We start from the raw sequence: 26028 nt of genomic DNA on the forward strand, positions 1-26028 counted from the left end.
TCGAGTAGGAGGAGGCGCCTAGCCTCCGTCCTCTCACACCACCGTACATGCGGGTCCGCATACGGCGGTTCCAAAAGGTTAACAAAGCTCTAAATAACGAGAAAGCAAACTTTTCAGCCCTTTCGCTTCCCAATAGGAAGCCGGAAGGGCGTTGTTTGTGTTTCGAGACATTTCCCACGACCCGCGCCTGGAATTCGCCATCATAAAGCAAGCCCATTCTGGAACGCCGAGTGCTCGGAGCTCGCGGATTCGGGTACGCACCCGTTTCCACTGCTTCCATAAGCACATACGCAATCTGCGTCGAATCCATTGGTCGAATTTCTCGCAGTGACCTTTCGCCGAGGCTAGTCGGAAGTAGCCGATCCAGCCGATGAGATAACGGTTCAACTGCAAAATCCGGTTTTCCATAGACATCGATCGCGCTCGGTTCGTCAGCTCCCGCACCTTCTCTTTGAATCGTGAGATGGTTTGTGGAGCTAATCGAATCGTCGCTTTCTTGTCCCTCAGGAAGCTAAAGCCGAGGAACTTACGGTTCCAAGGGCGGTCTACCGCGCTTTTCTCTCGATTCACTTTTAGTTTTAGTTTTCCTTCTACGAAGCGTGTTACCGACTCCATGACGCGTTCGCCCGCACGTTTACTGGCTACGAAGATATTACAGTCGTCCGCGTAGCGGACGAAACGCAATCCTCGTTTGGTTAGCTCTTTGTCCAAGTCATCCAGCAGGATGTTGGCTAAAAGCGGACTGAGCGGTCCACCCTGCGGCGTACCTTCTTCCGTCTTCTCGAGTACTCCATTCGCCATGACTCCTGCGTTTAGATAGGCACGGATCAGCTTCAGAACACGCTTGTCCGTCACTTTCCGCGCTACCCTTGCCATGAGCATGTCGTGGTTCACTCGGTCAAAGAACTTCGCCAAGTCCATGTCTACGACCCATCGAAAGCCTTCCTGGATGTAGTGCTGGGCTTGCTTTACCGCATCGTGCGCTCGCTTCCCGGGACGAAAGCCGTAGCTATGCCTCGAGAAGTCCACGTCAAAGATCGGATTCATTACTTGCAGAAGGGCTTGTTGGAGGAAACGGTCCATTACGGTCGGGATGCCGAGCAGCCTCACGCCGCCCCCGGGTTTGGGGATTTCCACCCGTTTGACGGGCATGGGTCTGTACGTTCCCGCAAGGAGTTCAGTTTTCGCCGTTTCCCAGTGTGTTTTCAGGTAAGCTTGTAGATGCGCTACCGTTACACTGTCCACACCGGGGGCTCCCCCGTTCTGCACCACTCGTTTGTAGGCGAGCCTGAGGTTATCTCCTCTGAGTATTTGCTCCAACAAGTCGTTATTCGCTTCGCGAGAGGAAGGGGCGGCTTGTGCCGACGAAGAACTCGGCGCTCCGGCATACCCTGACGGCTTCACCGCTTCTCTTTGCCGCGAGCTCTCTTGCGAGATATTCTGCTGTCTTTGCTCTTCATACGAACGCATCGGTTTCCTCTCTCCTTTCGGTTCAGCCCTTCCGGTTTCCGGCGTCCCGTACTCCCGTACTATGGCTTCTGCTGACTCCTGCGGATTCAGCGCGGCTTCTCAGCCGCGGTTACGAAGTGACTTCGCGTGTTCCGCAGGTCTCCCCAGATAAGAACGTCATCTTTCTGCCCGCAGCCACTGGAGTCTACAACGTTAGCTCTTGGCGACTTCGGATTTCGTCATGTATGGGTGACTCATCCAGCTAACCCTGCCTCAAATCCAGTTCGTGTACCTTGGCTCGTGCATTTGCCTCCAGCTTCCTTCAGATTCCGCCTCGCGGTGGACACCCTTGCTCTTGGCTAACGGTAGGCGTTCGCCAGCCCCCGTTCGGGACTCTCACCCTAGAGATGACGCCCATGCTGGGCGTACCATGACAGAATAAGACCCCGGGAGCGATCAACGCTTCCAGGGTCTTATTGTTTCTATAGCGGCAGAGGGGATCGAACCCCCGACCTTACGGGTATGAACCGTACGCTCTAGCCAGCTGAGCTATGCCGCCGCAACAAGCATGAGTATATAATAGTCAGGAAGCGCTTGTCAAGCGTTACAGGCTGCGAGTTGTTGGAAGTTGCATGCAAAAAAGCTGCCCGCGCCTGATCCTGCACGAACAGCTTTGATTATTTTAGAAGTAGGCTTCAGTTAATCCCGACGCGCACCGCGTCCGCCGCGCTTGCCCTCGGTATTCTTTTTGAGGGAAGAAATGCGGTCTTCGCTGTCTTTCAGGAAACGCGCCATTTTGTCTTCAAAGGTAAGTCGATTTACGGGAGGCTTACCGCCACGTCCCCCACGGTCGCCCCGATCGCCACGGTTAAAACCGCCACGGTCGCCACCGCCGCCGCCACCTTGTCTTTCGAAACGAGCGGGTCTTGTCGGAGGAGCGGCATCTACCGGTCGATCCACCGCTTGCTTGATGGACAGCCCGATCTTGCCGTCTTTGTCGACATTAATCACTTTCACGGTGACGATATCGCTCAGCTTAAGATGATCGTTGACATCTTTAACGTAGTTGTCCGCGATCTCCGAGATATGCACCAGTCCGGTAACTCCCTCGGATAGCTCAACGAACGCCCCAAAGTGAGTAATGCCCGTTACTTTGCCTTGCAGCTTGCTGCCCACTTCAATTGCCATAAAGTAAACTGTTCCTCCCTTAAATAGTTAAAAAACGAATAGAAAATGAAGCTACGCCGATTATAACGTACGCATCTCATACGGTCAACAAGGGTATGCGCAAAACGGGCATCCTACTTTTTGGCAGTTTGCGGCGTATAAAACAACGTCTCTCCCTCTTTTACATATTGTAGCTCTTTCCGGATGATTTGTTCCACGTATTCCGGATCGTTCAGTCTCGTAATCTCGCGCTGCGCATCGCTTTGAGCTTGCTTCGTTTCGTCCAGCTTCTGCTGCAGCATGCTCACTTTGTCCTTCCGATCGTTGATCTTTTCGGTTTGATTCCAGAGCGTGATGCCGGCCCAACTCAGAAAGCAAGTGAGAATCAGCATCACCAAGCGGCGCCGACGAATCGAGCCCTTATTATGGAGTTGCGGATGAGTTGCTTTAGAGACTGCCTGCAAGGTTCGAATCCTCCTAAATCGATCAAAAGAACCGGCGAACGAAGTTCGCTACGCTTTGACCCGTAGTCTTCACCCATGCGGGAAGCGGAAACCGAATCCACCTTCCAAGCGGCCTGAAGAGCCATAGCAGCATTTTCCACACAGGGTATACTAATTGTAACATAATTTTATAAAGGAAAATAGCGGTTGCAAGCAAAAATCCTAAAATGATCACAGTCAATCGATAGAGTCCGATTAACGGCTTGACTACAAGCAGCATGAACATGCTCCGCACTATTCTTGCCGTCGCCACCACGACGCGGATGGTAAACTTAATTACCCGTATCACCGTCCGGCTAAACAGCAAAAAGTAAATGATAATGCCGATGCCCAGACCCAGAAATATGAACGGGCGAACTTCCCCCCAATTGCTCTCGTACAGCAGCTTAAACACGATCAAGGTACCGATGAACCAGTACGCCAGATCCAAGACGGCTTTCAACCAAGCAGGCGCTTTCAGCTGGCCAGAAAGCACCCTGTATACGTCGAACAATCCGCCTAACGATAATCCGCCCGCACACATCATGCCGAGCGTTATGAATTGAATTTGTAACGTCACTTAAACAGCTTGCCCCACAGCCCTTTGGATTTGCCCTGCGCGTTTCCGTCCAAATAGGCCAGCTCGTTCACGTATCCTTCGATTGCCACCAAACCTTGATCCAGGCTCAAGTTTTTGATGTGCAAATTTTGACCCCTGATCATTAAATACCCGCTGTCCGTTTCAAGCAGAAACTCCTCGCTGTCGAAGCTCTCCACGTTCAAGACGCCGGATACTTCGAGCAGCTTCCGGTTTAACATCTTGATTTCCTGCCGTTTGACTTTGCCCGGTTGCTCTAACATGGGTTCGTCCCCCTCCTGAACGCTTTGGACGTACGCTTCCGTACACAAAGCTTGTTTACTATAAACGTATGGAGGGTGGACGAGGTTTAGAACCTATGAACGGATGGAATCCGCCGGTTCCCGGCAGTCCGGTACCCGTCATGCAAAAAAAAAGAGCCGGTCCCTGTCGTTTCCGACAAGGGACAGCCCTTTAACGAACACCGCTGTGAAACCGCCCGTTATAAAAATGAATCCGTTTCCTGCGCATTTCTTTCTTCCTTCAGCAGGGTGTACATCTTGGCCGCATCTTCCTTACGGGTCGATTCGGACAACAGTTCCACCCGTACGGTGACCAGCTTTTGGCCGAATTGAACGGTAAGCTCGTCGCCTACCTTCACCGTGCTGCTCGGTTTCGCTTCCCGGCCGTTGATCCAGACGCGTCCTTGTTCGGATACGTCCTTCGCGACCGTGCGCCGCTTAATCAGACGGGACAGCTTCAGAAACTTGTCAAGACGCATTACTTCACCGCTTCTTTAAGTTTGTTGCCGGCTTTGAACGCCGGAACTTTGGATTCCGGAATGGAGATTTCTACACCTGTTTGCGGGTTACGGCCCGTGCGGCCGGAACGCTTGCGAGTTTCGAACGTGCCGAAACCGATCAATTGTACTTTCTCGCCGCCTGCGAGCGCATCGGTTACTTCACCGAGGAAACTGTTCAAGACGGATTCAACATCTTTTTTGGTCAGTCCGCTTTTCTCTGCAATGCTATTGATCAAATCTGTTTTGTTCATGGTTTCTAAATCCTCCTCATAAAAATAACGCTGAACTTAATATTCTTTGCCCATCAGGGAAATCCTGCTAGACCGCTTATTTTTTCAGAACTTTTTTTGCTTCCTGCCATAAGTCTTCCATCTCTTGTAAATCAGTTTGGTCAAATGTTTTGCCTTTTAAACGAAGCTGCGATTCAATATAACCGAAGCGCGTCCGGAATTTACGATTGGCATCCGCCATCGCTTCTTCCGGCTCCACTTTGAGGAATCGGGCAAGGTTCACGACGGCGAACAGCAAGTCGCCGAGTTCCTCCTGCTGCTCCGTTCTCGTATATTCGCGAATCGCTTCCTTCACTTCCTCGAGCTCCGATTCGACGATCGGGAGCACTTCCTCCAGCGTCTTCCAGTCGAAGCCGACTTCCGCCGCTTTCTTCTGCAGCTTGTACGCCTTCAATAAACCGGGCAGATCGTTCGGAACGCCGGACAATACGGATTGCTGCGCCGGATCGATGCCCTTCTTGCGCTTCTCCTCGGCTTTGATCTGCTGCCAATTGCCGAGCGCTTCTTCCGCATTCTCGGCATCCAGCGTGCCGAACACGTGCGGATGACGGCGGATCAGCTTTTCGTTCAATTCCGCGATAACGTCGAAGACGGTGAATGAACCTTCATCCGCTTCGATTTGCGCATGGAGCATAACCTGCAGCAGCAGGTCTCCGAGTTCTTCGCGCAGGTGGTCCGGGTCGTCCTCATCGATCGTCTCCAGCACCTCGTAGGCTTCTTCAATAAGATTTCGCCGCAGCGACTTGTGGGTCTGCTCGCGATCCCACGGGCAGCCCTCCGGACTGCGGAGAATCTCCACGATTTCATGCAAACGGCTGAACGTGCGGCTGTGAACGTCTTCGCGTTCCGTGCGCGGCACCCAAACGAGCGACAGATTGCCGAAGCCTTCGATGCGGTCGAGCTCATACAGCGGCACCTCCCGCACCCGTTCTTCCCCGGCGACGCCGAGCGCATGGCCGACTGTAACCATGTAATCGTCGGGGTACAGCTCCATCAGCGTCAGCTTGACGTCCGATGCCGTGAACGTGTCGTACACTTGTCCGATGAGCGTATGCAGCTGCGGATTCAAGCTGTATCTGGACAGCGAGGTGGCGTCCAGCAGTTGAAAGCCCTCGATCGGGTCGAAGCCGAGCCGCATGAACGCTTGGTCGAGAAAGCTCTCGCCGCCCATCATGGTCAGCAGCACGCCTTCGCGGGAGCAACGTTCGCGGAGCAGCTGCACGGTCCGCTCCGCCACCATCGGATGACCGGGCACCGCGTACACGATTTCGCCGGCAGTCGTTTGCTGCGATTGGGCGATAAGCTCGGAGGCGATCGTTTCATACACTTCATCGAATCCCGCATTCGCTTCGTAGATGTGATCGAACGATTCGTATCGAATGTGGTGATGATCCAGCAGCGCGACCATCGGGTGCTCCTTGGTGCGCAAGTACAACGCACCGCCGCGGTTGCCGACGGCTTCGAGCTTGCGCCAGACGCCGAGCGTCAGCTGGTTTTCGTCACCGGTTCCGAGGCCGACGATGGTAATTTGCGGTTGAGCGGTCATTATCGCTGATTCCTCCTTGGTTGGGCGCGGCCGCGTGAACAGCTCGCCGGCCGCGTAAGTATGTAGAACGAGTGCGTACGCCCCGTGAACGTGCGAGTTTGCGTGGGGCGCAAGGGCAGCACGGCGATAAAGAGCAAAGCCGGGGCACCGCGTGTGGCAGGCAGCGCGTGGAGCGCAAGTGCAAAAGCCCGGGGCTCCGCGTGCGGCGGGCAGCGCGTGGAGCGCAAGCGCAAAAGCCCGGAGCTCCGCGTGCGGCGGGCACCGCGTGGAGCGCAAGCGCAAAAGCCCGGGGCACCGCGTGCGGCGGGCAGCGCGTGGAGCGCAAGTGCAAAAGCCCGGGGCTCGGCGTGTGGCAGGCAGCGCGTGGAGCGCAAGTGCAAAAGCCCGGGGCTCGGCGTACGGCGGGCAGCGCGTGGTGCCACAACGCAAAAGCCCAGGGCTCGGCGTGCGGCGGGCAGCGCGTGGAGCGCAAGTGCAAAAGCCCGGGGCTCGCGCTACCGCACCAGGCGCCAGCGCCGCAGCAGCGCAAGCGGTTTGCCGCGCAAGCGCGGGACGAGCGCGAGATCCTGCGCGGTGACGACGCGCAAGTAGAGCAGCGCGAGCGCATACGCGAGCCCGCCCACGGCGACGCCGCCGAGCGCGACGATCGCGGCCAGGCCCCGGGGGGGCATGGCCGCGAACAGTCGCGCGAGCAGCGGCGCAGCGCCGTGCGTCACGGCCAGCAGGCCGAGCGTCATGATGCCGATGCCCAGCATCGGCATCATGACGGCGCGGCCGCGCGGGGCCGTAACGCCTGCGGCGCGCAGCGCGTGCGCGAGCGCGAGCCCGGCCGCGAGCGCATAGGCGGCGACGGCGGCCCACGCGGCGCCGTCGATGCCGTAGCGCGGCACGAGCGCGGCGTTGAGCGCGAGCTTCGCCAGCGCGGCGGCGAGCAGGTAAAGCGCGGGCGCGCGGACGGCGCCGAGGCCCTGCAGCAGGCTGCTCGACACCAAGTTTACCGCCGACAGCACGGCAGTGAACGATAGCACGATCATCGCAGACGTCCCCGCGGAAGATTTATAGAACATCACGTTCAGCGGCTCAGCCAGCATCGCCAACCCGAACGATGCCGCCAGCCCGACGAGCCACGTCACGCGCAGCGCGTAACCGGCCCGGCTGCGTACCGCTTCCGCGTCGCCGCGATGCCGTGCTTCCGCCATGGCCGGCACAAGCGCGGCCGACATGGAGGCCGCGATCATCGTCACCAGCTGAACAAGCGGCAACCCGTGGTTGTACAGACCGTACTGAAACAAAGCGCCGGTTTCGTCCCAACCGGTTTGTCTAAGCAGGCGCGGCATCGTGAACGAATCGACGAGCCCCAGAATCGGCGTCGCAAGCGTTCCGAGGCAGAGCGGAATCGCATAGAGGGAAAGCCGCTTGGCGAGCGTCCAGTCGCTACGCCATCGGCCCCTCACCGTTAAGCCTTCCCCTGCCGCTTCAACCGCCGGCAAGCGATCCGTTTGCCGCGCCTTGCGCCAATACCACAGCATGGCGGCAAGACCGGCCGCCGCGCCCGCCACCGACCCGAACGTGGCGCCGGCGGCGATCAGCTCCGGACTGCCCCCGAGCCTGATCAAGGCGAGCAGCAGTCCGACCATGACAGCGACGCGCACCGCCTGCTCGATCACCTGCGACCAAGCCGTCGGCGCCATATCGCCGTAGCCTTGAAAATAACCGCGCAGCGCCGACATCACCGGCACGATCAGCAGCGCGAAGGAAACGCTGCGGATCGCGGCGGCAGCTTGCGCCGCCCCCATCCAATCTGCGAGGACATCCGCGCCCATATATAAAAGCAGAAAGAACAAAATACCGCTAGCCAGAAGCAGAACGGACGCGACACGCAGCACTTGCTTCGCTTGCGCGTTCCGGCCGTCGGCCGCATATTCGGACACGAACTTGGAGACGACGAGCGGGAATCCGGCGGTAGCCAGAAACAAAATAAGCGTATACAGCGGAAATACCGCATTATAAATACCGAACACCGCATCGCCCGCCATGTTCTGCAGCGGGATCTTTTGCAGCGTCCCGATCATCTTCGAAGCGACCGCAGCCAAACCGAGCATCGCCGCACCTTGCAGCAGCGACGTAGCGGCAGGCGAGGTTTTCCCCGCACCGCGACGCGGGTCGCTCGCCCGGGCACTCCAACCAGCGCCTGCACGCAGCCTTCCCTGCTCTTCCCTCCCCGGCTCCGCCGGTCCGGTTTCTTCATCGGCCCGCTCCGCTTCTCTACGCCCCGCTTGCTGCTTCATCCTCGTTCTCCTTGCCTCCCGTGCCTAGTCAACGCCAACATTATACCGCATTTACGCATCTTTTCCAAAACCGGACGGGCAACAAAAAAGCTTCCCGCTTCTCCCCGCCGCCGGGAAGAATTCAGGAAGCTTGTGCCCTAGCTGTCATCAATATCGTACGGACCATACGACTATCGGATTATTGCTCCATCTGTTTAGCCAAGAAGCCGGCCGCCGTCTCGGCCATTTTCAGCTCCATTTGACCCATCTTCACATTCTCGTCTTTGGTAAATAGGATGACCGATCCGATCGGATCGCCACCCGCAACGATCGGGGCGATGACGTAAGAACCGTAAGTATCCGGGGCGTCTTTACAAATTTCATAAGAGCCCGTGCTTGTTTCCATCGAAGCTTTGCGGCTTTCCATGCAGGTTTCGACCAGAGGCCCGACGGGTTTCTCCAAATAATCCTTCTTCGAACCGCCAGCAACGGCGATAATATTATCGCGATCAGATATCATGGTAATGTGATTGGTGCTTTCAAAGAGCGATTCGGCATATTCCTTGGCAAAATCCCCGAGTTCACCGATTGGAGAGTATTTCTTCAAAATAACCTCTCCGTCACGGTCCACGAAAATCTCAAGCGGGTCCCCTTCCCGGATACGCAGAGTACGGCGGATCTCCTTCGGGATCACAACCCTGCCAAGATCGTCGATACGACGAACGATTCCAGTTGCTTTCATAATTCTAGATGCCTCGCTTTCCTTGAAGAATGTGATACAATCTGGATTGCCCTTTGTATACAATGTAGGGAATTCGACTGCCCATAGTATTCTTCGATTCCCAGAGGGTTATGCACCTACCGCTTGACTGCCGGCTGCCTTACGCGCCTATGTACGGGCTGCCGCTGTTTACATTATGCCCCAAAAAAAGAAAACAAAACAGGGCGCCCTTTCGGGCGCCCTGGTAATGTTTACTTCTTCTCTTCCGCTTTCGGCGCATCTGCCGCCGGTGCCGGAGTCGGAGCTGGAGTGGCTTCCGGCTTCGGCATATTGTTCGTCTGAATCAAGCCCGGAAGCTCTTTCTCCAGAAATTCATAAATTTTCGCCTGCGCCGCTTCCGAGCGCAGTCCTGCTTTCACGTCGTCGAACGTTTTGCTCGAACGCGACTCGACTTTCATCACATGGTAGCCGTAACTCGTTTCCACCGGATCACTGATTTTGCCGATCGGCAGTTCAATGGCCGCCTTTTTAAATTCAGGCACCCATTGTCCGACTTCCGCATTCTCATACTTCCCGCCGGTTTCCTTCGAACCCGGGTCGTCGGAATATTCTTTAGCCAGCGCATCAAAATCCCCGCCGCCGTTCAGCTTGTCCTGCACTTCTTTCGCAAGCTTCAGGGCGTCTTCCTTCGTACGCTTTTCCGCCCCTGTCGCTGCATCGGTCGTGCCGACCAGAATGTGGCGCACGGTCGCGATCGTATAGGCGCTTGGATCCTGCGCCAATTTGTCGTCGTAAGCCTTTTTCACTTCGTCATCCGTCACTTTGCTTTCTGCGGACACGATCGTGACCAAGCTGTTGCCGATGAAATCCTGAATGTCCTTCTCCGTCACATTGGCATCCTTCAGCGCCTTTTCCATGCCGCCTTCCTGCATGCCGAGGTACGTCTTAATCTGTTCCATTTGCTCGCTGGCTTGCTTCGCGGCGTCGGCTTTCGCTTTCTCGTCCGCGCGGGCGCCGAGCACTTTGAAGGCGAGCAGCTGATTCATGATGTCTTGCTGGAATGCCGGATCGGTCTTAAACTGCGCGTATTGCGGGTAGAACATCATATTGATATTGACGAATTTATCAAATTCGCCTCGGGTCACGTTAACGCCGTCTTTCATAGCAATCAGCACATCGCCCGGGTTGCCCGTCGCAGCCGGAGCTGCCGGCGTTTCTACAGCCGGAGCCGGCGTCGCCGCTGGCGCTTCCTCTTTCTTGCCGCATCCCGCGGCTAACCCTACGACTATTACAAGCGCCATAAGAGCAGTCATTCTCCGGTATTTCTTCCTGTTATTTTGCTGCATTTTGTAGTTCTCCCTTCGATTTCAGCGCACGCTTGTATTGTACCAGAAACCTTTCAAGTAAATCGATGGATTGTTCTGGTGTCAGTCCCTTGCCTTTCGTTTCGATTACCATGTTCGGCCCGCTGACCAACCGTACGCGATTTTCGAACTCCTGCTGCAGCTTTGCCCACTCGGCTTCATTCAGATTACCGGTCTGATCCGCATGTAGACGAAGTTCATAATCGAGCCCCTTCTGCGTGATCGTCTCGATCGCATACTGCGCCCCGTATACTTTCAAACGCGCAGCGCGCAGCAGATTATGCACCGCATCCGGCAAATCGCCGAACCGGTCCACCAGCTCGTCATGCAGCTCGTTCGCTTCTTCAAGCGACTGCACAGCAGCAACCTTTTTGTAAATCTCGATCTTTTGCATGCTGTCGTAGATGTAATCGCCCGGAATGTAGGCGTCCAGCTGAATGTCCAGCTGCGTCGACCAGACCTTCGTTTCCGGTACGGCCTCGCCGCCGATCTCTTTCTTCCGCTTCTGAATCTCTTCGCCCAGCATTTGCGAATACAGATCGAACCCGACCGAAGCGATAAAGCCGGACTGCTCTGCGCCCAGCAAATTGCCCGCGCCGCGGATGGACAAATCTCTCATGGCAATTTTAAACCCTGACCCTAGTTCTGTAAACTCTTTTATCGCCTGCAGACGCTTCTCCGCCACTTCCGTCAACACTTTATCCCGTTGGTAGGTGAAATACGCGTAGGCGATCCGATTGGAGCGACCGACACGGCCGCGCAGCTGATACAGCTGGGACAAGCCCATTTTGTCCGCGTCATGGACCACCAGCGTGTTCACGTTCGGAATGTCGACGCCGGTCTCGATAATACTGGTGCTGACCAGCACGTCGTATTCGCCGTCGAGAAAATCGAGAATCGTTTTCTCCAGCTCCTGCTCCGACATTTGCCCGTGCGCTACCGTTACCCGCGCGTCCGGCACCAGCATCGAGATCTGCTCCGCCATTTGGGTAATGCCTTGAACCCGGTTGTACAAATAGTACACCTGTCCCTCGCGCGCCAGCTCCCGCTCAATCGCTTCCCGTACGAGCGAAGCGCTGTACTCCACCACATACGTTTGCACCGGGAAACGATTCTCCGGCGGCGTTTCAATGACCGACAAATCGCGTACGCCCAGCATGGACATATGCAGCGTCCGCGGAATCGGTGTCGCCGTCAGCGTCAGCACATCCACATTCGTCTTCAGCCGCTTCAGCTTTTCTTTGTGCGAGACCCCGAAACGCTGCTCCTCGTCTACGATGAGAAGGCCCAAATCCTTAAACTGCATATCCTTGGACAGCAGCCTATGTGTTCCGATGACGACGTCAACCGTACCGGCTTTAATACCCTTCATCGTATCCGTCTGCTCTTTCTTCGAACGGAATCGGCTTAGCACTTGAATGTTGAACGGATATCCGGAGAACCGCTCGCGGAACGTCTCGTAATGCTGCTGCGCGAGAATCGTAGTCGGCACGAGCACGGCCACCTGCTTCCCGTCAATGGCCGCTTTGAAGGCCGCGCGGATCGCCACTTCCGTTTTGCCATAACCGACGTCGCCGCACAACAAACGGTCCATCGGACGGGGCTTTTCCATGTCCTGCTTGATCTCTTCGATCGCCCGCAGCTGATCGGCCGTTTCCTCGTAAGGGAACATGCCCTCGAATTCCTGCTGGTAGGCGGTGTCGGGTGAAAACGCATACCCCGTCGTTGCCTGACGTTCCGCATACAGCTTGATGAGGTCATCGGCAATGTCTTGCACCGATGCGCGCGCTTTGGTTTTAACCCGGTTCCAATCGGAGCCGCCGAGTTTATACACTTTCGGCTCTTTGCCTTCCTCCGCGCCGACATATTTCTGAACGTGGTCGATCTGTTCAATCGGTACCGAGAGCTTGTCGCCTCCGGCGTATAAAATGTGCAAATAATCTTTATGAATGCCGCCTACTTCTAATGTTCCGATGCCTACGAATTTCCCGATTCCGTGGTTGACGTGAACGACGTAATCGCCGACCTTCAGCTCCTGGTAACTTTTGATCCGCTCGGCATTCTCGATCTTTTTGTCCACTTTGCGCGCTTTGCGCTGCTTCTGCGTGAACATCTCGCCTTCGGTAATGATGACCAAATGAATGCCCGGCAGCTCAAATCCCGTCTGCAGGTTGCCTTCCACGATCATCGGCTCTTCGATATGGTAGTCGTCGAGTACCCGCTTGATCCGCTCGACGCGCTCCGGTCCGCCCGCCAGCATCATCACTTTCGCGCCGGCCTTTTTCCAGCGTTCCATTTCGCTCTTCAGCAAATTCATTTGACCGTGGAAGTTTTGCATGACACGGCACATGAAGTTGATGATATTTTGCGGAACCGCGCCCGGCACTTGTCTCAGGAATAACGACAGGTACAGAGTCGGATACGGCTTGCGGTGAAGCAGCGTTTCATAGGGCTTCGACAATACCAGCTGCGGCATATATTTGCCGTCCGACAGCGACATCGTCATCCATTCCGCTTCGTCCTTCTCGAGCTGCTTTGCCGTTTCCAGCAGTCGCGCCGGTTCGTCGATGAGCAGCACCGTATCCTTAGGCATATAATCCAGCAGCGTTTGCCGCTCCGGAAACAGCAGGGACATATATTTGAACATCCCTTGAACATGCTGCCCCTGCCGCATCTGCTCGATTTCATGTCCGATGCCTTCGAGCAAACGGTCTTTGGCCGTACGATCGGTCATCTTGTTCAGTTGCTCCTGCAGCAGTTCATAGGCATGCTGCGCCGCTTTTTGTAAACGGTTTCGATCCGCTACAATCTCGCGACAAGGCACAATCGTGAGCTCCTGAAATTTATCCATCGAGCGCTGGTCCCCGGCATCGAAGGAACGAATGGAATCGACCTCCACGTCGAACAGCTCGATCCGGAACGGATGCGGCGATGTCAGCGGGAACAGGTCGACGATGCCGCCGCGGACACTCATCTCCCCTTTATTCTCGACACGCTCTACGCGCTCGTAGCCAAATTCCACCAAACGCTCAATCCATGACTCCAGCTCAACGGATTGTCCGACCTGGATCGTAAATCGGGCCGCCGCGATCGCTTCCTGGTTCGGCAGCAGCCGCCGCATCCCGGCGTACGGCACGACGACAATCCCGCGGAAGCCTGCGGCCAAGCGGGATAACGCGTCAATACGCTGCGCCAGCATCTCCGGACTTGCGATCGCCGCCTCCGCGGCCAGCAGTTCCTGCGCCGGGAACAACAGCACTTGTCCCGGAGGAACCAGCTCCACCAAGTCTTCGAACACCTTCTGTGCGGAAAACATATTATGCGTCACGACAAAAAGCGGCTGACGCAGTTCTTCATACAACGAAGCCAGCATCACCTGCCGCGAAGAACCGGTGAGACCGGCGACCAATTGCTCTCTCATACCCGACCGAATGCCCGAAACGATCGTCTGGAAATCGGAATCGGCCGAGAATGCTTGAATTAATGCCTGCAACACAGGACACCCCTCTCAACCACACTAAAAAAGCCTAGAGCGAGAATCGCTTTAGGCCGGTCCATGAACGAAAAGCAGGATCGCCGAAATGCGAAAAAACCCCTGTCGCGAGGACTGCATCGATACTGCCGATGCCGCCTGATGACTTATTGCAGAGGATTCGCGAGGAGCGAGAGCTCCGGATTGGCTTCCAGCGCTTCCTTGCAGTAATCGCATACCACCTTGACGGTGACATCCCCATTCGGGTTATACGATATTATATCTCTCCGCTCTTCGGGGGTCAAGAAATGGAAGCCGAGCTGAAACTCGTTCACTTCCCCTTGACGGATCTCCCCAATAAACGTTTGACAATGGCGGCAAATATAGGTGACGGCCATCCTTCCAACCTCCTTACGCTTTACGGAAAAAGCGTTATTTTCAACCAGTATGCCCAACTGGCGAGGAGATTAGCCCGGGTCCGTCTTAACCGTTGTATTTGGCCATCGTATTTTCAAAGGTATGCTCAAGCAGATGCTCCATCGCTTCACAGGTCTTATCGAGCAGCTGAGGCATCTTCGTCAATTCCTCTTTCGAAAATGTATGCAGCACGTATTCGGCGATATCCCGCCCCGGCGCCGGCCGCGAAATTCCCATGCGAATCCGCTGGAACGACTGAGTCCCGAGGTGCTGGATGGTTGACTTGATGCCGTTATGCCCGCCGGCGCTGCCTTGATAACGAAGCCGGATGCTGCCGAACGGCGTATCCAAGTCGTCGTAGACCACGATTAAATCTTCGACCGGCGCTTTATAAAAATCCATAAACGCGCGTATCGATTCGCCCGACAAGTTCATGAACGTCTGCGGCTTGAGCAAGTATACCTTCTGCCCTGCCACCACGCCTTCCCCCAGCAATGCCTTGCACTTGCTTTGCGTAATCTTAATGCCGTGCCGGTCGGCGAATCGGTCCAGCGCCATAAACCCGATGTTGTGCCGGGTCTGTTCATATTGTTTGCCCGGATTCCCGAGGCCCACAAACCATTTCAAAGCGATTTCTGCTCCCTTCTAGCGGCAACGCCTTCGTTCGCCCTTCATCGGCGTCTTCAAGCGTCTCTTCTCTAATGATAACCGAAAACGTCGTCCGCGCCAACTTAACATGGACCTATCCGACAGGATGTGACCAAAGTTCCTTCTTTTCGATCCCCCCTCTTTCCCCCCTTCGCCAAGTGGGGAGGACTCGGGCGCTTCGCCCCGAGACCCCGAAAGGGAGCGTACCTGCCACCGGGCCGTCGTTGAAGCGGCTGTAGGGCGTGGAGCGCTTTTCGTCCCCCTATTCCCGCGCCTTAACGGCGGGGAACGGGGGACACGCTGTCATGCGGCGTTCTTACCCGGTGTTGTGCCTGCGATCGAGCAAACTCCGGCAATCGAGCGCAAGACGACCATCCGAGCGTCGACTCGCCCCAGGCCTTTGGCCTGAGCTTACTTCAAGTGGGGCAGAGCGGGAGCACATCCCGCGCGTTTCACCTGCGCGCCCGTGCTCGAACTGAATTAACTCGAGTTCCCTGCCAGCGCGGCCTGCCTTTGCGTTAGTGCACGAGCACCATCAGTACGGCTGTACCCATAGTGCTAGAGCATGACTCCCGCAACCTCGGCCGCGCCTGTGCTCGTTATGCGACGCTCGGCTTCCCGGACAGCAAAAAACGTATCGATTCGCATCGATACGCTGGACTTCTCGCTTATACGGTCTCCTCGGATTTGGCGGCCGCTTCGGCCGGGGCATCCTCGGTTTTTGCGCCAGGCTCTTCGTCCACGGTTTCCGGCTCCGCTTTTTGCGGCGTCAGGATGGTGGCCAGGACGTCGTGCTCGTTGGTTTTGATTTCGATTCCAGCGGATAGCTGTAACGAGGAAACCAGCAAATTTTCGCCGATGCCCAAGGAGCTGACGTCCACTTCGATCACGCTCGGGATTTGTGTAGGCAAGCAGCGTATGTCGAGCTCATGAAGCTGAATTTGCAGAATGCCGCCCTCCTGGACGCCGATCGCCTCGCCGGTGTACTCTAATCGAACTGTAGTGTTAACCGGCTCATCCATGTTGATTTGATGGAAATCGACGTGCAGCAGCTGACGGTTAATCGCATCGCGTTGGATTTCATTGATCATCACCGGCTGTTTGCCGAGCTGCGGAACATCCAGTTCGATAATCGCATGCCGGTTTGCTTTGATCAGGGCAAGGAGCTCCTTTTGATCGATGGCAATGGATGTTTGGGGCACCTTTTTACCATAAACGACAGCCGGCACTTTACCTTCTGCGCGCAGACGGTTGCGGTCACCCTTCGTTCTGCCGCTGCGAGCTTCCGCCTTCAATGTTGTAGCCATAGGAATACCTCCTTCATTTGGGGACAAGCCCTAACTTCTACTACTTTACCCAAATGAAGGAGGTCTGAAACGTCTTTCCTCAAGAAAACGCTCCGCCCCGGCGGATCGCTATTCGTCTCCCATTCACGCCTCCAGAACAAATAGCGGAACTAGAGTTCGCTCATTGCTCCAAATCCGGCAATTTTCGCCGAAAAGGGGCAAATCAGATACCCTGGCTCCGCTATTTCCCTTCAAAGGGAGAATTATCGCTTAATAACACATCACCGTTCCGCTATTCGCAGAACAACAGGGAATCGATTAATCCCGCCGCGAATAACAACTCAATCGTCCGCTTCCCTAACCATGAACCGTAACTTCGACCTTTCCCCGGCTAACGCCAAGTCCGAACCGATCCGCCACCGCAGGGGATCGGCTGCCTTACGCCTGCCGCTACTGCTTCTTCGACGACGCCTTCTTGGCGGCGAATTTAGCACGCAGCTTATCGGCATAACCCGCCTTGTTCACCTGCCGCTCACGGGCGATCGCCAAATCCCCGGGCTCCACGTTGTTTGTAATGGTCGAACCGGCAACGACATAAGCGCCCTTGCCCACCTTTACCGGCGCAATCAGGTTCACATTGCTGCCGACGAAAGCGTCGTCTTCCACTTCCGTCACCTGTTTGTTGAAGCCGTCGTAGTTGACCGTGATGGCGCCGCAGCCGACATTGACGTTACGGCCGATTACCGCATCGCCGATGTAGCTCAAGTGGGACACCTTCGTATCGTCTCCGAGCTTGGCGTTCTTAATCTCGACAAAGTCGCCGACCTTCACGTTCTGACCGAGGTCCGCGCCCGGCCGCAAATAAGCGAACGGCCCGACCGAAGATCCCGCGCCGACGACCGCATCCTGAAGCACGGAATGCTTCACGGTCACTCCGGAGGCGAGGCTGCTGTCGGCGATATCAGCCTGCGGCCCGATAACGCAATCTTCGCCGATAACGGTGCTGCCGCGCAGCACGGAGCCCGGGTGCACGACCGTATCGGCACCGATCCGCACGTCGGCTTCAATATAAGTCGCAGACGGATCGATGATCGTAACGCCGTTCAACATATGCCCGCGGTTGATGCGCGCGCGCATCGCTTGCTCGGCCTCCGACAGCGCCAAGCGATCGTTCACTCCGATCGACTCGACCGCATCGTCCAGCACGTAACCCTCTACCCGTTCACCTTGACCATTCAGGATGCTAATGACGTCTGTAATATAATATTCGTTTTGCGAATTATCGTTCTTCACTTGCGCCAAAGCCGTGAACAGCTTGCGGTTGTCGAAGCAGTACGTGCCCGTGTTGATTTCCTGTACCCGGCGCTGCTCCGGCGAACAATCCTTGTCCTCCACAATCTTCGTCACATACCCCTGCTCGTCACGGATAATGCGGCCGTAGCCTTTCGGCTCCGCCACATTCGCCGTCAATATCGTAGCGGACGCCCCGCGCTCCTGATGAAGCCGGATCATCCCCTCCAGCGTTTCATTCGAGACGAGCGGCGTATCCCCGCAAATGACGATGGCAAGGCCTTCCTCATCGCCAAGCAGCGGCTTTGCCTGCAAGACGGCATGACCGGTCCCGAGCTGCTCTGCTTGCAGCGCATATTCGGCGCGTTCTCCCAAATAGGATTTCACCGCTTCCGCTCCATGCCCTACGATAACGACTGTACGCGATGTATTTAAATTTTCGAGGGTGGACACGACATGACCGACCATCGGTTTACCGCAAACCGGATGCAGTACTTTGTATAATTTCGATTTCATTCGCTTACCTTGGCCCGCTGCGAGCACAATGCCTATAATGTTCAAAACGATTCAACCCCTAATCCTTATAAAAAATAAATCCACATCATGTTATGCGAACGCTATGCACAAAGCGCAATGAAATAAATATGCCATAATCCCAATATAGCTCACTTACCTGTAAAAGAAAAGAGAGCCTGTCCGGCTCTCTTAAATTGTAAACGGTTAAGCACCTTCTTCAATAACTTCTTCTTCCGTAGCAGCACGATCATATTCAGCCAATACGGCGGCCTGAATTTTTTCACGTGTGGAAGAGGAAATCGGGTGTGCGATATCTCTGAATTCTCCGTCCGGAGTCCGTTTGCTAGGCATCGCTACGAACATCCCGTTATTACCGTCAATGACTCGAATGTCGTGAACGACAAATTCGTTATCGATGGTAATGGAAGCAATAGCTTTCATTCTGCCTTCGGAATTCACCCGGCGAAGTCTGACGTCAGTAATTTGCACCTCTGTGTTCACCACCTTTTTCCATCTAGAAGACTTGAGTAGTAATTCCACATTTTAGTGCAAATTCCTGCTGCCAAACTGAGATTTTTTCTCAATTTTATAAATACTTTATATATTGCAAATTATTCGACATTTACCGCGGCAATGAGCTCTATTTCGACAAGCACATCTTTCGGAAGACGCGCTACTTCAACCGTCGAACGAGCCGGCTTGTGGTCGCTGAAGTACGAAGCATAGATTTCATTCACCTGAGCGAACTGGTTCATGTCTTTGATGAATACGGTAGCCTTCACCACTTGACCGAACGACGAGCCCGCTGCGGCTAAGACCGCTTGCAAATTGCGAAACACTTGATGCGTTTGCTCGGCAATTCCGCCTTGCACGAGTTGGCCGTCCAGGCCGAGCGGAATTTGTCCCGATGTAAACAACAGATTGCCGAATTGAACGGCTTGCGAATACGGACCGATGGCGGCAGGCGCCTGATCGGTTGCAATGGTTTGTAACGCCATAATTTTCACTCCCCGCGAATTTCGCTTTCTTTAAAATAAGTACCTGGCACTACTTTAATTTGACGCGACTTCGGATCTACCACAGAAAGCTTGGCGAGCGAGATATAATCCTCCACCAGGTGCTCTTCCACCTCGCCGGACTCCACAAACACCCCTACGCCTTCCACCGTCGCTTTAAACTCTTGCAGCAAATCCATCATGCCCTGAATCGTTCCGCCTACGCGCATGAAATCGTCGATAATCAGTACTCTCGACTCCTCTTTCAAGGCGCGGCGGGCAAGCGACATCGTCTGAATGCGCTTATTGGACCCCGACACATAGTTGATGCTTACAACCGAGCCCTCCGTCACTTTACTGTCGCGACGAACGATGACCACCGGCAAATTTAAATAAGTGGCGGTCGCATAGGCGAGCGGAATCCCCTTGGTTTCCACGGTCATCACGATGTCGATGTCTCTCTTCGCGAACACGGACGCGAACAGCTTCCCGATTTCGTTCAAGATCATCGGCTGCCCGAGAATGTCGGACATGTACAAATAACCGCCGGGCAAGATGCGCTCGGGCTGTTCCAATTGACGGCACAGCTGGTGAATGAACTGCAGCGCGCCGGCCGCCGTCACTTTCGGTATGTACTGAACGCCTCCGGCTGCTCCCGCGAGCGTCTGCAGCTCGCCGAGGCCCTCCTCTTCGAACACTTCTTTAATAATCGCCAAGTCTTCGCTGATGGAAGATTTGGCCGAATTATAACGATCTGCGAATGTCGTTAATGGAATAAGCGTGTGGGGGCGAATAAGCAAGTATTGGGTCATCTCCACCAATCTTGCGCTTCTTTTTAATTTTTTCAAGAGTGACCCCCCTTTGGCCAGATGCAAAATAACGATCTGCTGAAAATCCGAATGTTATAATCAAAATATATCATCTTTATACGGGTTTAATCAAGATCATCCCGTTAAAATATTGTGACATTTATGTTATGTAACATTACACATTATCAAATTATGTCACTTAAAATTACATCAACATCACGTCAACAAGCGAACCGCATATACGTCTTTGCAAAAACCGCGGAGCCCATTGTAGATCCGAGGCACCTTCGCCTCCTTGGATACTAGCCCGAAGACGGTCGGCCCGCTCCCGGACATGAGCACACCGTCAGCTCCCAAGCGCACCATCACTTCCTTCAGTTGTTTGACTTCCGGGTACAGATCCAGCGTGACCTCCTCGAGCACATTGCCGAGACGGGCGCACAGCTCGTCGAACCGCTTCTCCCGAATCGCGTCCAGTACGCAGGCGGTTGAAGGATGGTTTTTGATTTCGGACGCTTTCAGCTTGCCGTAAATTTCCGAGGTGGACACATTAATCGGGGGCTTGGCCAGCACGACCCAGCACTGCGGAGGCGATTCGATCGGCTCCAGCTTCTCTCCGCGCCCCCGGGCAAGCGCCGTTCCTCCGGTTACGCAGAACGGCACGTCCGATCCCAGCTCGGCGCCAAGCCGCTGAAGCTCTTCGGTCCCTATGCCGAGCTTCCATAGCTTATTCAGGCCGCGCAGCGTCGCCGCCGCATCGCTGCTTCCCCCGGCCAACCCGGCGGATACCGGAATTTTTTTATCCAAATGAATATAAACGCCCTGCCTCACTTCGTAACGTTCCTTAATCAAACGCGCCGCTTGAAACGCTAAGTTCTTCTCATCGAGCGGTATGTAGCCTGCTTGACTGGAAATAATGATCGTATCCCGTGGAAGCTCCTGCATCTCGATACGATCGGCCAAATCCACCATCGTCATGACCATTTCGACTTCATGAAACCCGTCGGCCCGCTTGTACAACACATCCAGGGACAAATTGATTTTTGCCGGCGCTTTCTCGAACACTTTCATAACACACCTTCTTTACACCTGTCTGACTTTTCCTGCCATGAGGCCGAATGCCATTTATGTCATTTAACCTAATACTATACCAAAAAGGAGACAAAAAAAAGCTAAAGCCCGGGTTTCGCGCTTTAGCTTCATGTTTCGACCGTTCGTTATTGTCCTGTATATGGCGAATAGGAAGAGGCGTTCGCCGGAGTGCCGTGCGAAGCCGCGTAATACGGCACATTCTGCACCGGATATGAAGAAACGCCAGCTGCAAAGCCGGACGGTCCGAACGAGACCGGAGGCGGCACGGGCTGCTGCATAGCAGGACGATATGGCGTCTGAACCGCCTGCGCTTGCACCTGCGTCTGCCGGGCAAGCGTTTGCTCCGCGATCTGAATGGCCCGCTTCACCATATTGCCGGCATCCTTCGTGCGAATTCCGCCCCAACCTTCCCGCTGCACCGTTTCATAGAACCCTAAATCTTTGGCCAGCTCATATTTAAATTGTTCCGACATCACGCCTCTGCGGCTTCTACGCCCCATATCCGAAACCCTCCTTCAAAGGATGAATGTTCGAGTTATGAGGTTAGTATGCGCCCGCCGCAGCAAATTCATACGAATGCAACTTTACATCTCATCCGAACGTCTTAAAAAGCGAAAGGACGAATAAGCGCCGAGTCCGCAGCACACAGCGATTCACATGGATAGGGCTACTAAAGAAAAACGACTGACCACCTAACGATCAACCGTTCCTTATGTAACCTTATTGCTGTATTGTAATCCGTACTTCTCCGTCGTCGTTACATACTGTGACTTCGACAGATTCCGTCAGTATGTCCGCATAACTGTAAGAAACTCGCTTGAAGGTTTGCTGTTCTTGATCCAGCTTCACAATGAAAACGGAAGGGTAGGTTTCCTCCAAGACTCCGGAGCGTTCAACCGTCTTGCGGCGGCCACCATTCGCTCTAAGCATTATCTTCTGTCCGACATGAGGTTCCAAACAACGTTTGATCTCCAATAGCGCATTTTTAGCCATTGACTGCTACCACCTCTTTCCTTCTAGATTATTATAACGCAACATAGGTAGTATGTCAATTTAAGCGAAATATTATATCAGCGTCTTTGATTAGTTGTCAACGATTATTTTCCCTGATTTTATGCGGTTTTACGCTAGGCGCTTCCGTATTCGTTCACCAAATTGTCGAATAAAAAAGAAAAAGCACCATTTCGGCGCTTATTTCGGAGTGGCATATTGAATTTTCGGCACGCCTCTTCGGTAGCTTCCCAGCGATTCGATGCCCCCGATCCCTTCGAGACCGCTGTGCGTCAACCCGATGACATCGACTATGTTTACGGTTTCTTTGATCGGCGTATAAGCTACTTTCACCGCAATGCACAATGGATCAAGCGCATGGATCAAGACGCGGGCCGGCGAGCTGGCAAAGTTCGCTCCCGCCTGCAGCAGCGCTTCAAAGTGCGATTGGCAAGCGCCTGCGACGATCGTTAAGGCATCGAGACTTTTCTCGAACTGCCTGGCGGCTTGAACCGCATTTACGAAGTTATGCGAATTCTTGTAACTGCTAAGCTTGGTAATATCGCCTGCCGGCCGATGCTTTACAAAGCCGTCGTGCCCCGTTATGACCACAATGTCGGGGCGTACCAGCGGAAGCAGCCGATACACCGCATCGGCCATATTCGCCTCGGCTACGTAATACCCTTCGGCGGGAACCCGCAATTCACCGTATAAGTTCATGCACTTGCGCAAATAATTCGGATCGCCGTCCAAATGCAATACTTTGCCTGGCATTTCGAAGTAAACGGGATGTTTGGCCGGCTCCCCCGCCGGCCAGCCGGGCGGCCCTGTCGTCGCCGCCGCCAATCCGTTGCGCGGCATCGTGTCCATCCATTTCGGACGTGTAATTGCTTTATCGAGGTAAGGATCGAGCTGCGGCATCACTTCCAGATCGACAAGGGGTGCATCGGCCAAAAGCCTAAGCTCCACTCCCCGAAGAACCGCCAGCTGTTGCCGGATTTCTTGAATTTTAAAAACGATATCACCACCATACGACTTCCGAGTGACCAGGTCTCCCTGCTTCATGGCTGCATCGCCTCCCCGTCTATCGTATGGCGGTTCTAGGCATTTGGTGCAGACGTTTCGCCCAGGATCGTTATTTGGCGGTTCTTGCCGTCTTCAAGTAATCGGCTAAGCGGTGCGACAACTTTGCATACTCTTCGATCGACAGCGTCTCGCCGCGCCTCGAGGGTGCGATTCCCGCACCCAGCAGCAGACGTTCCAGATCGGGCTTCGATTCTTTATCGAAATATTTGGCCGCCAAGTTGTTGTAAATCGTCTTGCGGCGCTGCACGAAGCTGGCCTGCATGACGTCAAAGAAGAACGCCTCGTCTTCGACTTCCACCGCCGGCTTCTCTCGCACCTTGAGCTTGATGACCGCCGAGTCCACGTTCGGCTGCGGAATGAACACCGTTTGCGGCACGATCGCGACCACTTCCGGTTCGCAATAATACTGTACGGCGATGCTGAGCGAGCCGTATTCCTTGCCTCCGGGCTTTGCCGCCATTCGCTCGGCCACTTCCTTCTGGATCATGACGACAATGTTCTCGAGCGGCAGCCGCTCTTCCAGCAGCTTCATCAGGATCGGGGTCGTCACATAGTAAGGCAGGTTAGCGACAACGCTTACTTTCGATACGTCTTGAAACTTATCCTTGAACAACGCCTGCAGGTCCACCTTGAGTACGTCCCCGTGCACCACTTCGGCCTGCGGATAAGGCGCCAGCGTCTCCTCCAGCATCGGCAGCAGCCGCTGGTCGATCTCGACGGCTACGACTTTGCCCGCACGTTTAGCGAGCTGCTGGGTCAATGCCCCGATGCCCGGACCAATTTCGAGCGCGCCCTTCGTCTCGTCAAGCTCAGCGGCAGAGACAATGTTGTGAAGCACATTCTGATCGATCAGAAAATTTTGTCCGAGGCTTTTCTTGAGCACAAAGCCGTACTTCTGCATCAGTTCCTTGGTTCGCTTCGGCGAAGCGATATCCTCGGACGCTTGTCCGTAACCCGGTTCATTTCCGTTTCGACTCATGACGTGGCACCCTCTTTTTCATTCAATTCCCGACGGGCCGCTTCAAACTCCTCCCGGGAAATTTGAAACATGCGGCAGCGGTTATAAAATTGCTTCCCGTTGCAATAACCGATTCCGAGACGATTGCCCATCGCAAGTCTCCGGGCGGCCGCACGAGGATGCACGATCAGCCCGGCCTCCATCAGATCGTCCCATGTGATAGCCGACTCTTCGTTTCGACCGTCGGTCCTCACGTTGGCCAGTGCCGTGCGAATCGCTTCGACCGATGCGTTCTCGACGCCGATATCGCCCTTGCTTGTCGCCGCCTCCTGCGTCAGGAAGGCATGCTTCGCGCCGGGTACTTCCTTCGTAATAATTTTGCGAATACGCTCCCCGGCATGATCGGGATCCGTGAATACGATTACGCCCCGCCGTTCTTGCGCAAGCTTAATGCGTCGAATAACGTCCGCATTGATCGCCGAACCGCCCGTTTCGATGGTTTCCGCTTCTACCGCTCGCTTAATGGCTACCGTATCGTCCTTACCTTCCACTACGATAATTTCTTTAATCATGTGCACGTACCTTCCTTCGTGAACAAGAGAAAAAGAAGAGGGACGCCTCACGAGCACCTCTTCTTATCTGCCGATCTATATATAATGAATGTAGTCTTTCCGAATTGCAAGCGCCTAATCCGCCGACGGTTTTTTGGGACCGATAATGTATACCGTATAACCGCGCTTCGTACCGAAACGAGTTGCATAGTCACCGTTCTCGAAAAAGACGTCGATCTTGTTCCCTTTCACAGCGCTGCCTGTATCTTCGGCTCGGCGGAAGCCGACGCCCTCGATATAGACCCACCAGCCGATCGGGATCACTTTAGGATCGACTGCAATCGTGCGACCTTCCGTTACCTTCGCGCCCGAAGAAGTTACGCCGTATTGCGGATGACTTTCATCCTTGCCGGTGGATGACACCCCCGCCGAATAAGCGGTTAGCGTAACGTTTTTGATTACTTGCTTGTAGCCGAATTTGACGCCGTTCTTGGTCAACTCCTCGACGTTCGGCGATGAAGAGGACAGAACGACAACCGGATTTTTCGTCCCGACGGCCACAATGCGTTGTTTGCTCTCGGTTTGTACTTGCTGATCCACGACCTGCTCCGACACAAGCACGCCGTCTTCATACACTTTCTCCAGCTTCTTCACAAGGAGGCCCTTCTGACCTTCCTGCAATACTTGCTCTTTGCCCTTTAACAATTGGGGCTCGCTCTTGGTTACTGTATCGAATGCGATCGGTTCTTGCACATCTGCTGTTTCTTTCGTCACGCGGACAACCTTCAGTTCCGCATGAGGGCTTACTTCCGTTTCCTTAGCCGGAATGACTTTATCGAGCTCGCCCACAGGGACGTTCAAATCCTGCAGAGCGGCCTCTACCGTCTTGCCAACCGTGTAAACTGTCTTCGTCTCGCCGTCGGCGGTTAATTGCACCGGCGTCGTATGCGTGATCGCAATGCGGTCGCCCGATTTCACCTTTGCATCCAGCGCATGGGAAATACGGTCGTTCTCGCTTACTGCGATTCCTTGCTCATCCAGTACTCGTTGCAGTACCTCTTCCCGGGTTTGGAACGTGCGTTCCTGTCCGTCTACAACGATCGATACGCGCTTAATGGCCGTACCGTGCAACATCATCAAGAACATGAAAGTCATAGCGAATGAAATGAGAGCGATAATCGAAATCATACGCAAGTTTTCATGCGTCCATCGCAACGCGAAGGTCATGCTGGATGATCGTCTTACATGGGTTT

At 54.8% G+C, this 26028-nt stretch carries 25 protein-coding genes, 1 tRNA gene and 1 pseudogene; all 27 read right to left on the reverse strand.

What is annotated here, in order from left to right; genetic code table 11:
• Window positions 1-78: 78 nt before the first annotated feature.
• Entirely contained in the window at window positions 79-1470 is a 1392-nt protein-coding gene (ltrA, locus tag ACZ439_RS11960) for a group II intron reverse transcriptase/maturase (RefSeq protein WP_372814082.1), read from the reverse strand.
• Window positions 1471-1934: 464 nt separating this feature from the next.
• Window positions 1935-2008, reverse strand: a tRNA-Met gene (locus ACZ439_RS11965).
• Between the two features lie 140 nt (window positions 2009-2148).
• A complete protein-coding gene (locus ACZ439_RS11970) occupies window positions 2149-2637 on the reverse strand; it encodes a S1 domain-containing RNA-binding protein (protein ID WP_054800161.1) in 489 nt (162 codons plus the stop codon).
• A 113-nt stretch (window positions 2638-2750) separates the two neighbouring features.
• A complete protein-coding gene (locus tag ACZ439_RS11975; RefSeq protein WP_054797896.1) occupies window positions 2751-3080 on the reverse strand; it encodes an FtsB family cell division protein in 330 nt (109 codons plus the stop codon).
• 22 nt (window positions 3081-3102) lie between these two features.
• Window positions 3103-3678: a spore cortex biosynthesis protein YabQ gene (gene yabQ / locus ACZ439_RS11980; protein WP_127610734.1), complete on the reverse strand. Its 576-nt coding sequence runs from the start codon at window positions 3676-3678 to the stop codon at window positions 3103-3105.
• A complete protein-coding gene (gene yabP, locus ACZ439_RS11985; RefSeq protein ID WP_054797895.1) occupies window positions 3675-3959 on the reverse strand; it encodes a sporulation protein YabP in 285 nt (94 codons plus the stop codon). The genes yabQ and yabP overlap by 4 nt, the downstream gene beginning before the upstream one ends.
• 218 nt (window positions 3960-4177) lie before the next feature.
• Entirely contained in the window at window positions 4178-4456 is a 279-nt protein-coding gene (locus tag ACZ439_RS11990) for an RNA-binding S4 domain-containing protein (protein ID WP_054797894.1), read from the reverse strand.
• Window positions 4456-4728, reverse strand: a complete 273-nt coding sequence (locus tag ACZ439_RS11995; protein WP_127610736.1) for an HU family DNA-binding protein — start codon at window positions 4726-4728, stop codon at window positions 4456-4458. Before ACZ439_RS11995 ends, ACZ439_RS11990 begins: the two co-directional genes overlap by 1 nt.
• 76 nt (window positions 4729-4804) lie before the next feature.
• Window positions 4805-6313 (reverse strand): bifunctional methyltransferase/pyrophosphohydrolase YabN, encoded by a 1509-nt coding sequence (yabN, locus tag ACZ439_RS12000; RefSeq protein WP_201317699.1) that lies wholly within the window; start codon window positions 6311-6313, stop codon window positions 4805-4807.
• A gap of 494 nt (window positions 6314-6807) precedes the next feature.
• Window positions 6808-8601 (reverse strand): putative polysaccharide biosynthesis protein, encoded by a 1794-nt coding sequence (locus ACZ439_RS12005; RefSeq protein ID WP_464621032.1) that lies wholly within the window; start codon window positions 8599-8601, stop codon window positions 6808-6810.
• 178 nt (window positions 8602-8779) lie between these two features.
• On the reverse strand, window positions 8780-9322 hold the full coding sequence (spoVT, locus tag ACZ439_RS12010) for a stage V sporulation protein T (RefSeq protein WP_054797924.1): 543 nt from the start codon (window positions 9320-9322) through the stop codon (window positions 8780-8782).
• Window positions 9323-9552: 230 nt separating this feature from the next.
• The gene (locus tag ACZ439_RS12015; RefSeq protein ID WP_127610661.1) at window positions 9553-10647 is read right to left on the reverse strand and encodes a peptidylprolyl isomerase; all 1095 of its coding nucleotides are present in this window, start codon (window positions 10645-10647) and stop codon (window positions 9553-9555) included.
• Window positions 10634-14158: a transcription-repair coupling factor gene (gene mfd, locus ACZ439_RS12020; protein ID WP_464621033.1), complete on the reverse strand. Its 3525-nt coding sequence runs from the start codon at window positions 14156-14158 to the stop codon at window positions 10634-10636. The genes ACZ439_RS12015 and mfd overlap by 14 nt, the downstream gene beginning before the upstream one ends.
• Window positions 14159-14304: 146 nt before the next feature.
• The gene (locus ACZ439_RS12025) at window positions 14305-14535 is read right to left on the reverse strand and encodes an anti-sigma-F factor Fin family protein (protein WP_054797923.1); all 231 of its coding nucleotides are present in this window, start codon (window positions 14533-14535) and stop codon (window positions 14305-14307) included.
• Between the two features lie 85 nt (window positions 14536-14620).
• Entirely contained in the window at window positions 14621-15181 is a 561-nt protein-coding gene (gene pth / locus ACZ439_RS12030) for an aminoacyl-tRNA hydrolase (RefSeq protein ID WP_127610659.1), read from the reverse strand.
• Window positions 15182-15870: 689 nt separating this feature from the next.
• On the reverse strand, window positions 15871-16509 hold the full coding sequence (locus ACZ439_RS12035; protein WP_054797922.1) for a 50S ribosomal protein L25: 639 nt from the start codon (window positions 16507-16509) through the stop codon (window positions 15871-15873).
• Between the two features lie 429 nt (window positions 16510-16938).
• Window positions 16939-18339 carry a bifunctional UDP-N-acetylglucosamine diphosphorylase/glucosamine-1-phosphate N-acetyltransferase GlmU gene (glmU, locus tag ACZ439_RS12040; RefSeq protein ID WP_054797921.1) on the reverse strand — a complete coding sequence of 467 codons (1401 nt, stop codon included), beginning with the start codon at window positions 18337-18339 and terminating at the stop codon, window positions 16939-16941.
• Between the two features lie 159 nt (window positions 18340-18498).
• Window positions 18499-18783 (reverse strand): septation regulator SpoVG, encoded by a 285-nt coding sequence (gene spoVG, locus ACZ439_RS12045; RefSeq protein ID WP_127610130.1) that lies wholly within the window; start codon window positions 18781-18783, stop codon window positions 18499-18501.
• A gap of 122 nt (window positions 18784-18905) precedes the next feature.
• Window positions 18906-19292, reverse strand: coding sequence for a RidA family protein (locus ACZ439_RS12050; RefSeq protein WP_054797920.1), 387 nt, complete (start codon window positions 19290-19292; stop codon window positions 18906-18908).
• A 5-nt stretch (window positions 19293-19297) separates the two neighbouring features.
• Entirely contained in the window at window positions 19298-20137 is an 840-nt protein-coding gene (gene purR / locus ACZ439_RS12055; RefSeq protein WP_127610132.1) for a pur operon repressor, read from the reverse strand.
• A 177-nt stretch (window positions 20138-20314) separates the two neighbouring features.
• Window positions 20315-21169 carry a 4-(cytidine 5'-diphospho)-2-C-methyl-D-erythritol kinase gene (gene ispE / locus ACZ439_RS12060; RefSeq protein ID WP_127610134.1) on the reverse strand — a complete coding sequence of 285 codons (855 nt, stop codon included), beginning with the start codon at window positions 21167-21169 and terminating at the stop codon, window positions 20315-20317.
• A 344-nt stretch (window positions 21170-21513) separates the two neighbouring features.
• Window positions 21514-21690 (reverse strand): annotated as a pseudogene (locus ACZ439_RS12065) (small, acid-soluble spore protein, alpha/beta type); the annotation flags it as partial.
• Between the two features lie 220 nt (window positions 21691-21910).
• A complete protein-coding gene (veg, locus tag ACZ439_RS12070; protein WP_054797919.1) occupies window positions 21911-22183 on the reverse strand; it encodes a biofilm formation stimulator Veg in 273 nt (90 codons plus the stop codon).
• Between the two features lie 198 nt (window positions 22184-22381).
• Window positions 22382-23245, reverse strand: coding sequence for a sporulation peptidase YabG (gene yabG / locus ACZ439_RS12075; RefSeq protein WP_054797918.1), 864 nt, complete (start codon window positions 23243-23245; stop codon window positions 22382-22384).
• 70 nt (window positions 23246-23315) lie between these two features.
• Complete coding sequence (gene rsmA, locus ACZ439_RS12080) at window positions 23316-24245, reverse strand: 16S rRNA (adenine(1518)-N(6)/adenine(1519)-N(6))-dimethyltransferase RsmA (protein ID WP_054797917.1); 930 nt, start codon at window positions 24243-24245, stop codon at window positions 23316-23318.
• Window positions 24242-24796, reverse strand: coding sequence for a ribonuclease M5 (gene rnmV, locus ACZ439_RS12085; protein ID WP_127610138.1), 555 nt, complete (start codon window positions 24794-24796; stop codon window positions 24242-24244). Before rnmV ends, rsmA begins: the two co-directional genes overlap by 4 nt.
• Before the next feature lie 114 nt (window positions 24797-24910).
• Window positions 24911-26002, reverse strand: coding sequence for a 3D domain-containing protein (locus ACZ439_RS12090; protein WP_127610156.1), 1092 nt, complete (start codon window positions 26000-26002; stop codon window positions 24911-24913).
• Window positions 26003-26028 lie beyond the last annotated feature (26 nt).

The organism is Paenibacillus sp. JCM 9796 (assembly GCF_055379675.1).

Bases quoted from the DNA above. Each gene is read 5' to 3' on its own strand.
- yabN (WP_201317699.1), bottom strand. From the start codon at position 6,313: ATGACCGCTCAACCGCAAATTACCATCGTCGGCCTCGGAACCGGTGAC.
- ACZ439_RS12090 (WP_127610156.1), bottom strand. From the start codon at position 26,002: ATGACCTTCGCGTTGCGATGGACGCATGAAAACTTGCGTATGATTTCG.
- ACZ439_RS11995 (WP_127610736.1), bottom strand. From the start codon at position 4,728: ATGAACAAAACAGATTTGATCAATAGCATTGCAGAGAAAAGCGGACTG.
- ACZ439_RS12025 (WP_054797923.1), bottom strand. From the start codon at position 14,535: ATGGCCGTCACCTATATTTGCCGCCATTGTCAAACGTTTATTGGGGAG.
- ispE (WP_127610134.1), bottom strand. From the start codon at position 21,169: ATGAAAGTGTTCGAGAAAGCGCCGGCAAAAATCAATTTGTCCCTGGAT.
- veg (WP_054797919.1), bottom strand. From the start codon at position 22,183: ATGGCTAAAAATGCGCTATTGGAGATCAAACGTTGTTTGGAACCTCAT.
- ACZ439_RS12005 (WP_464621032.1), bottom strand. From the start codon at position 8,601: ATGAAGCAGCAAGCGGGGCGTAGAGAAGCGGAGCGGGCCGATGAAGAA.
- spoVT (WP_054797924.1), bottom strand. From the start codon at position 9,322: ATGAAAGCAACTGGAATCGTTCGTCGTATCGACGATCTTGGCAGGGTT.
- yabG (WP_054797918.1), bottom strand. From the start codon at position 23,245: ATGAAGCAGGGAGACCTGGTCACTCGGAAGTCGTATGGTGGTGATATC.
- ACZ439_RS11970 (WP_054800161.1), bottom strand. From the start codon at position 2,637: ATGGCAATTGAAGTGGGCAGCAAGCTGCAAGGCAAAGTAACGGGCATT.
- ACZ439_RS11990 (WP_054797894.1), bottom strand. From the start codon at position 4,456: ATGCGTCTTGACAAGTTTCTGAAGCTGTCCCGTCTGATTAAGCGGCGC.
- rnmV (WP_127610138.1), bottom strand. From the start codon at position 24,796: ATGATTAAAGAAATTATCGTAGTGGAAGGTAAGGACGATACGGTAGCC.
- rsmA (WP_054797917.1), bottom strand. From the start codon at position 24,245: ATGAGTCGAAACGGAAATGAACCGGGTTACGGACAAGCGTCCGAGGAT.
- ACZ439_RS12015 (WP_127610661.1), bottom strand. From the start codon at position 10,647: ATGCAGCAAAATAACAGGAAGAAATACCGGAGAATGACTGCTCTTATG.
- yabP (WP_054797895.1), bottom strand. From the start codon at position 3,959: ATGTTAGAGCAACCGGGCAAAGTCAAACGGCAGGAAATCAAGATGTTA.
- ACZ439_RS12050 (WP_054797920.1), bottom strand. From the start codon at position 19,292: ATGGCGTTACAAACCATTGCAACCGATCAGGCGCCTGCCGCCATCGGT.
- ltrA (WP_372814082.1), bottom strand. From the start codon at position 1,470: ATGCGTTCGTATGAAGAGCAAAGACAGCAGAATATCTCGCAAGAGAGC.
- ACZ439_RS12035 (WP_054797922.1), bottom strand. From the start codon at position 16,509: ATGGCTACAACATTGAAGGCGGAAGCTCGCAGCGGCAGAACGAAGGGT.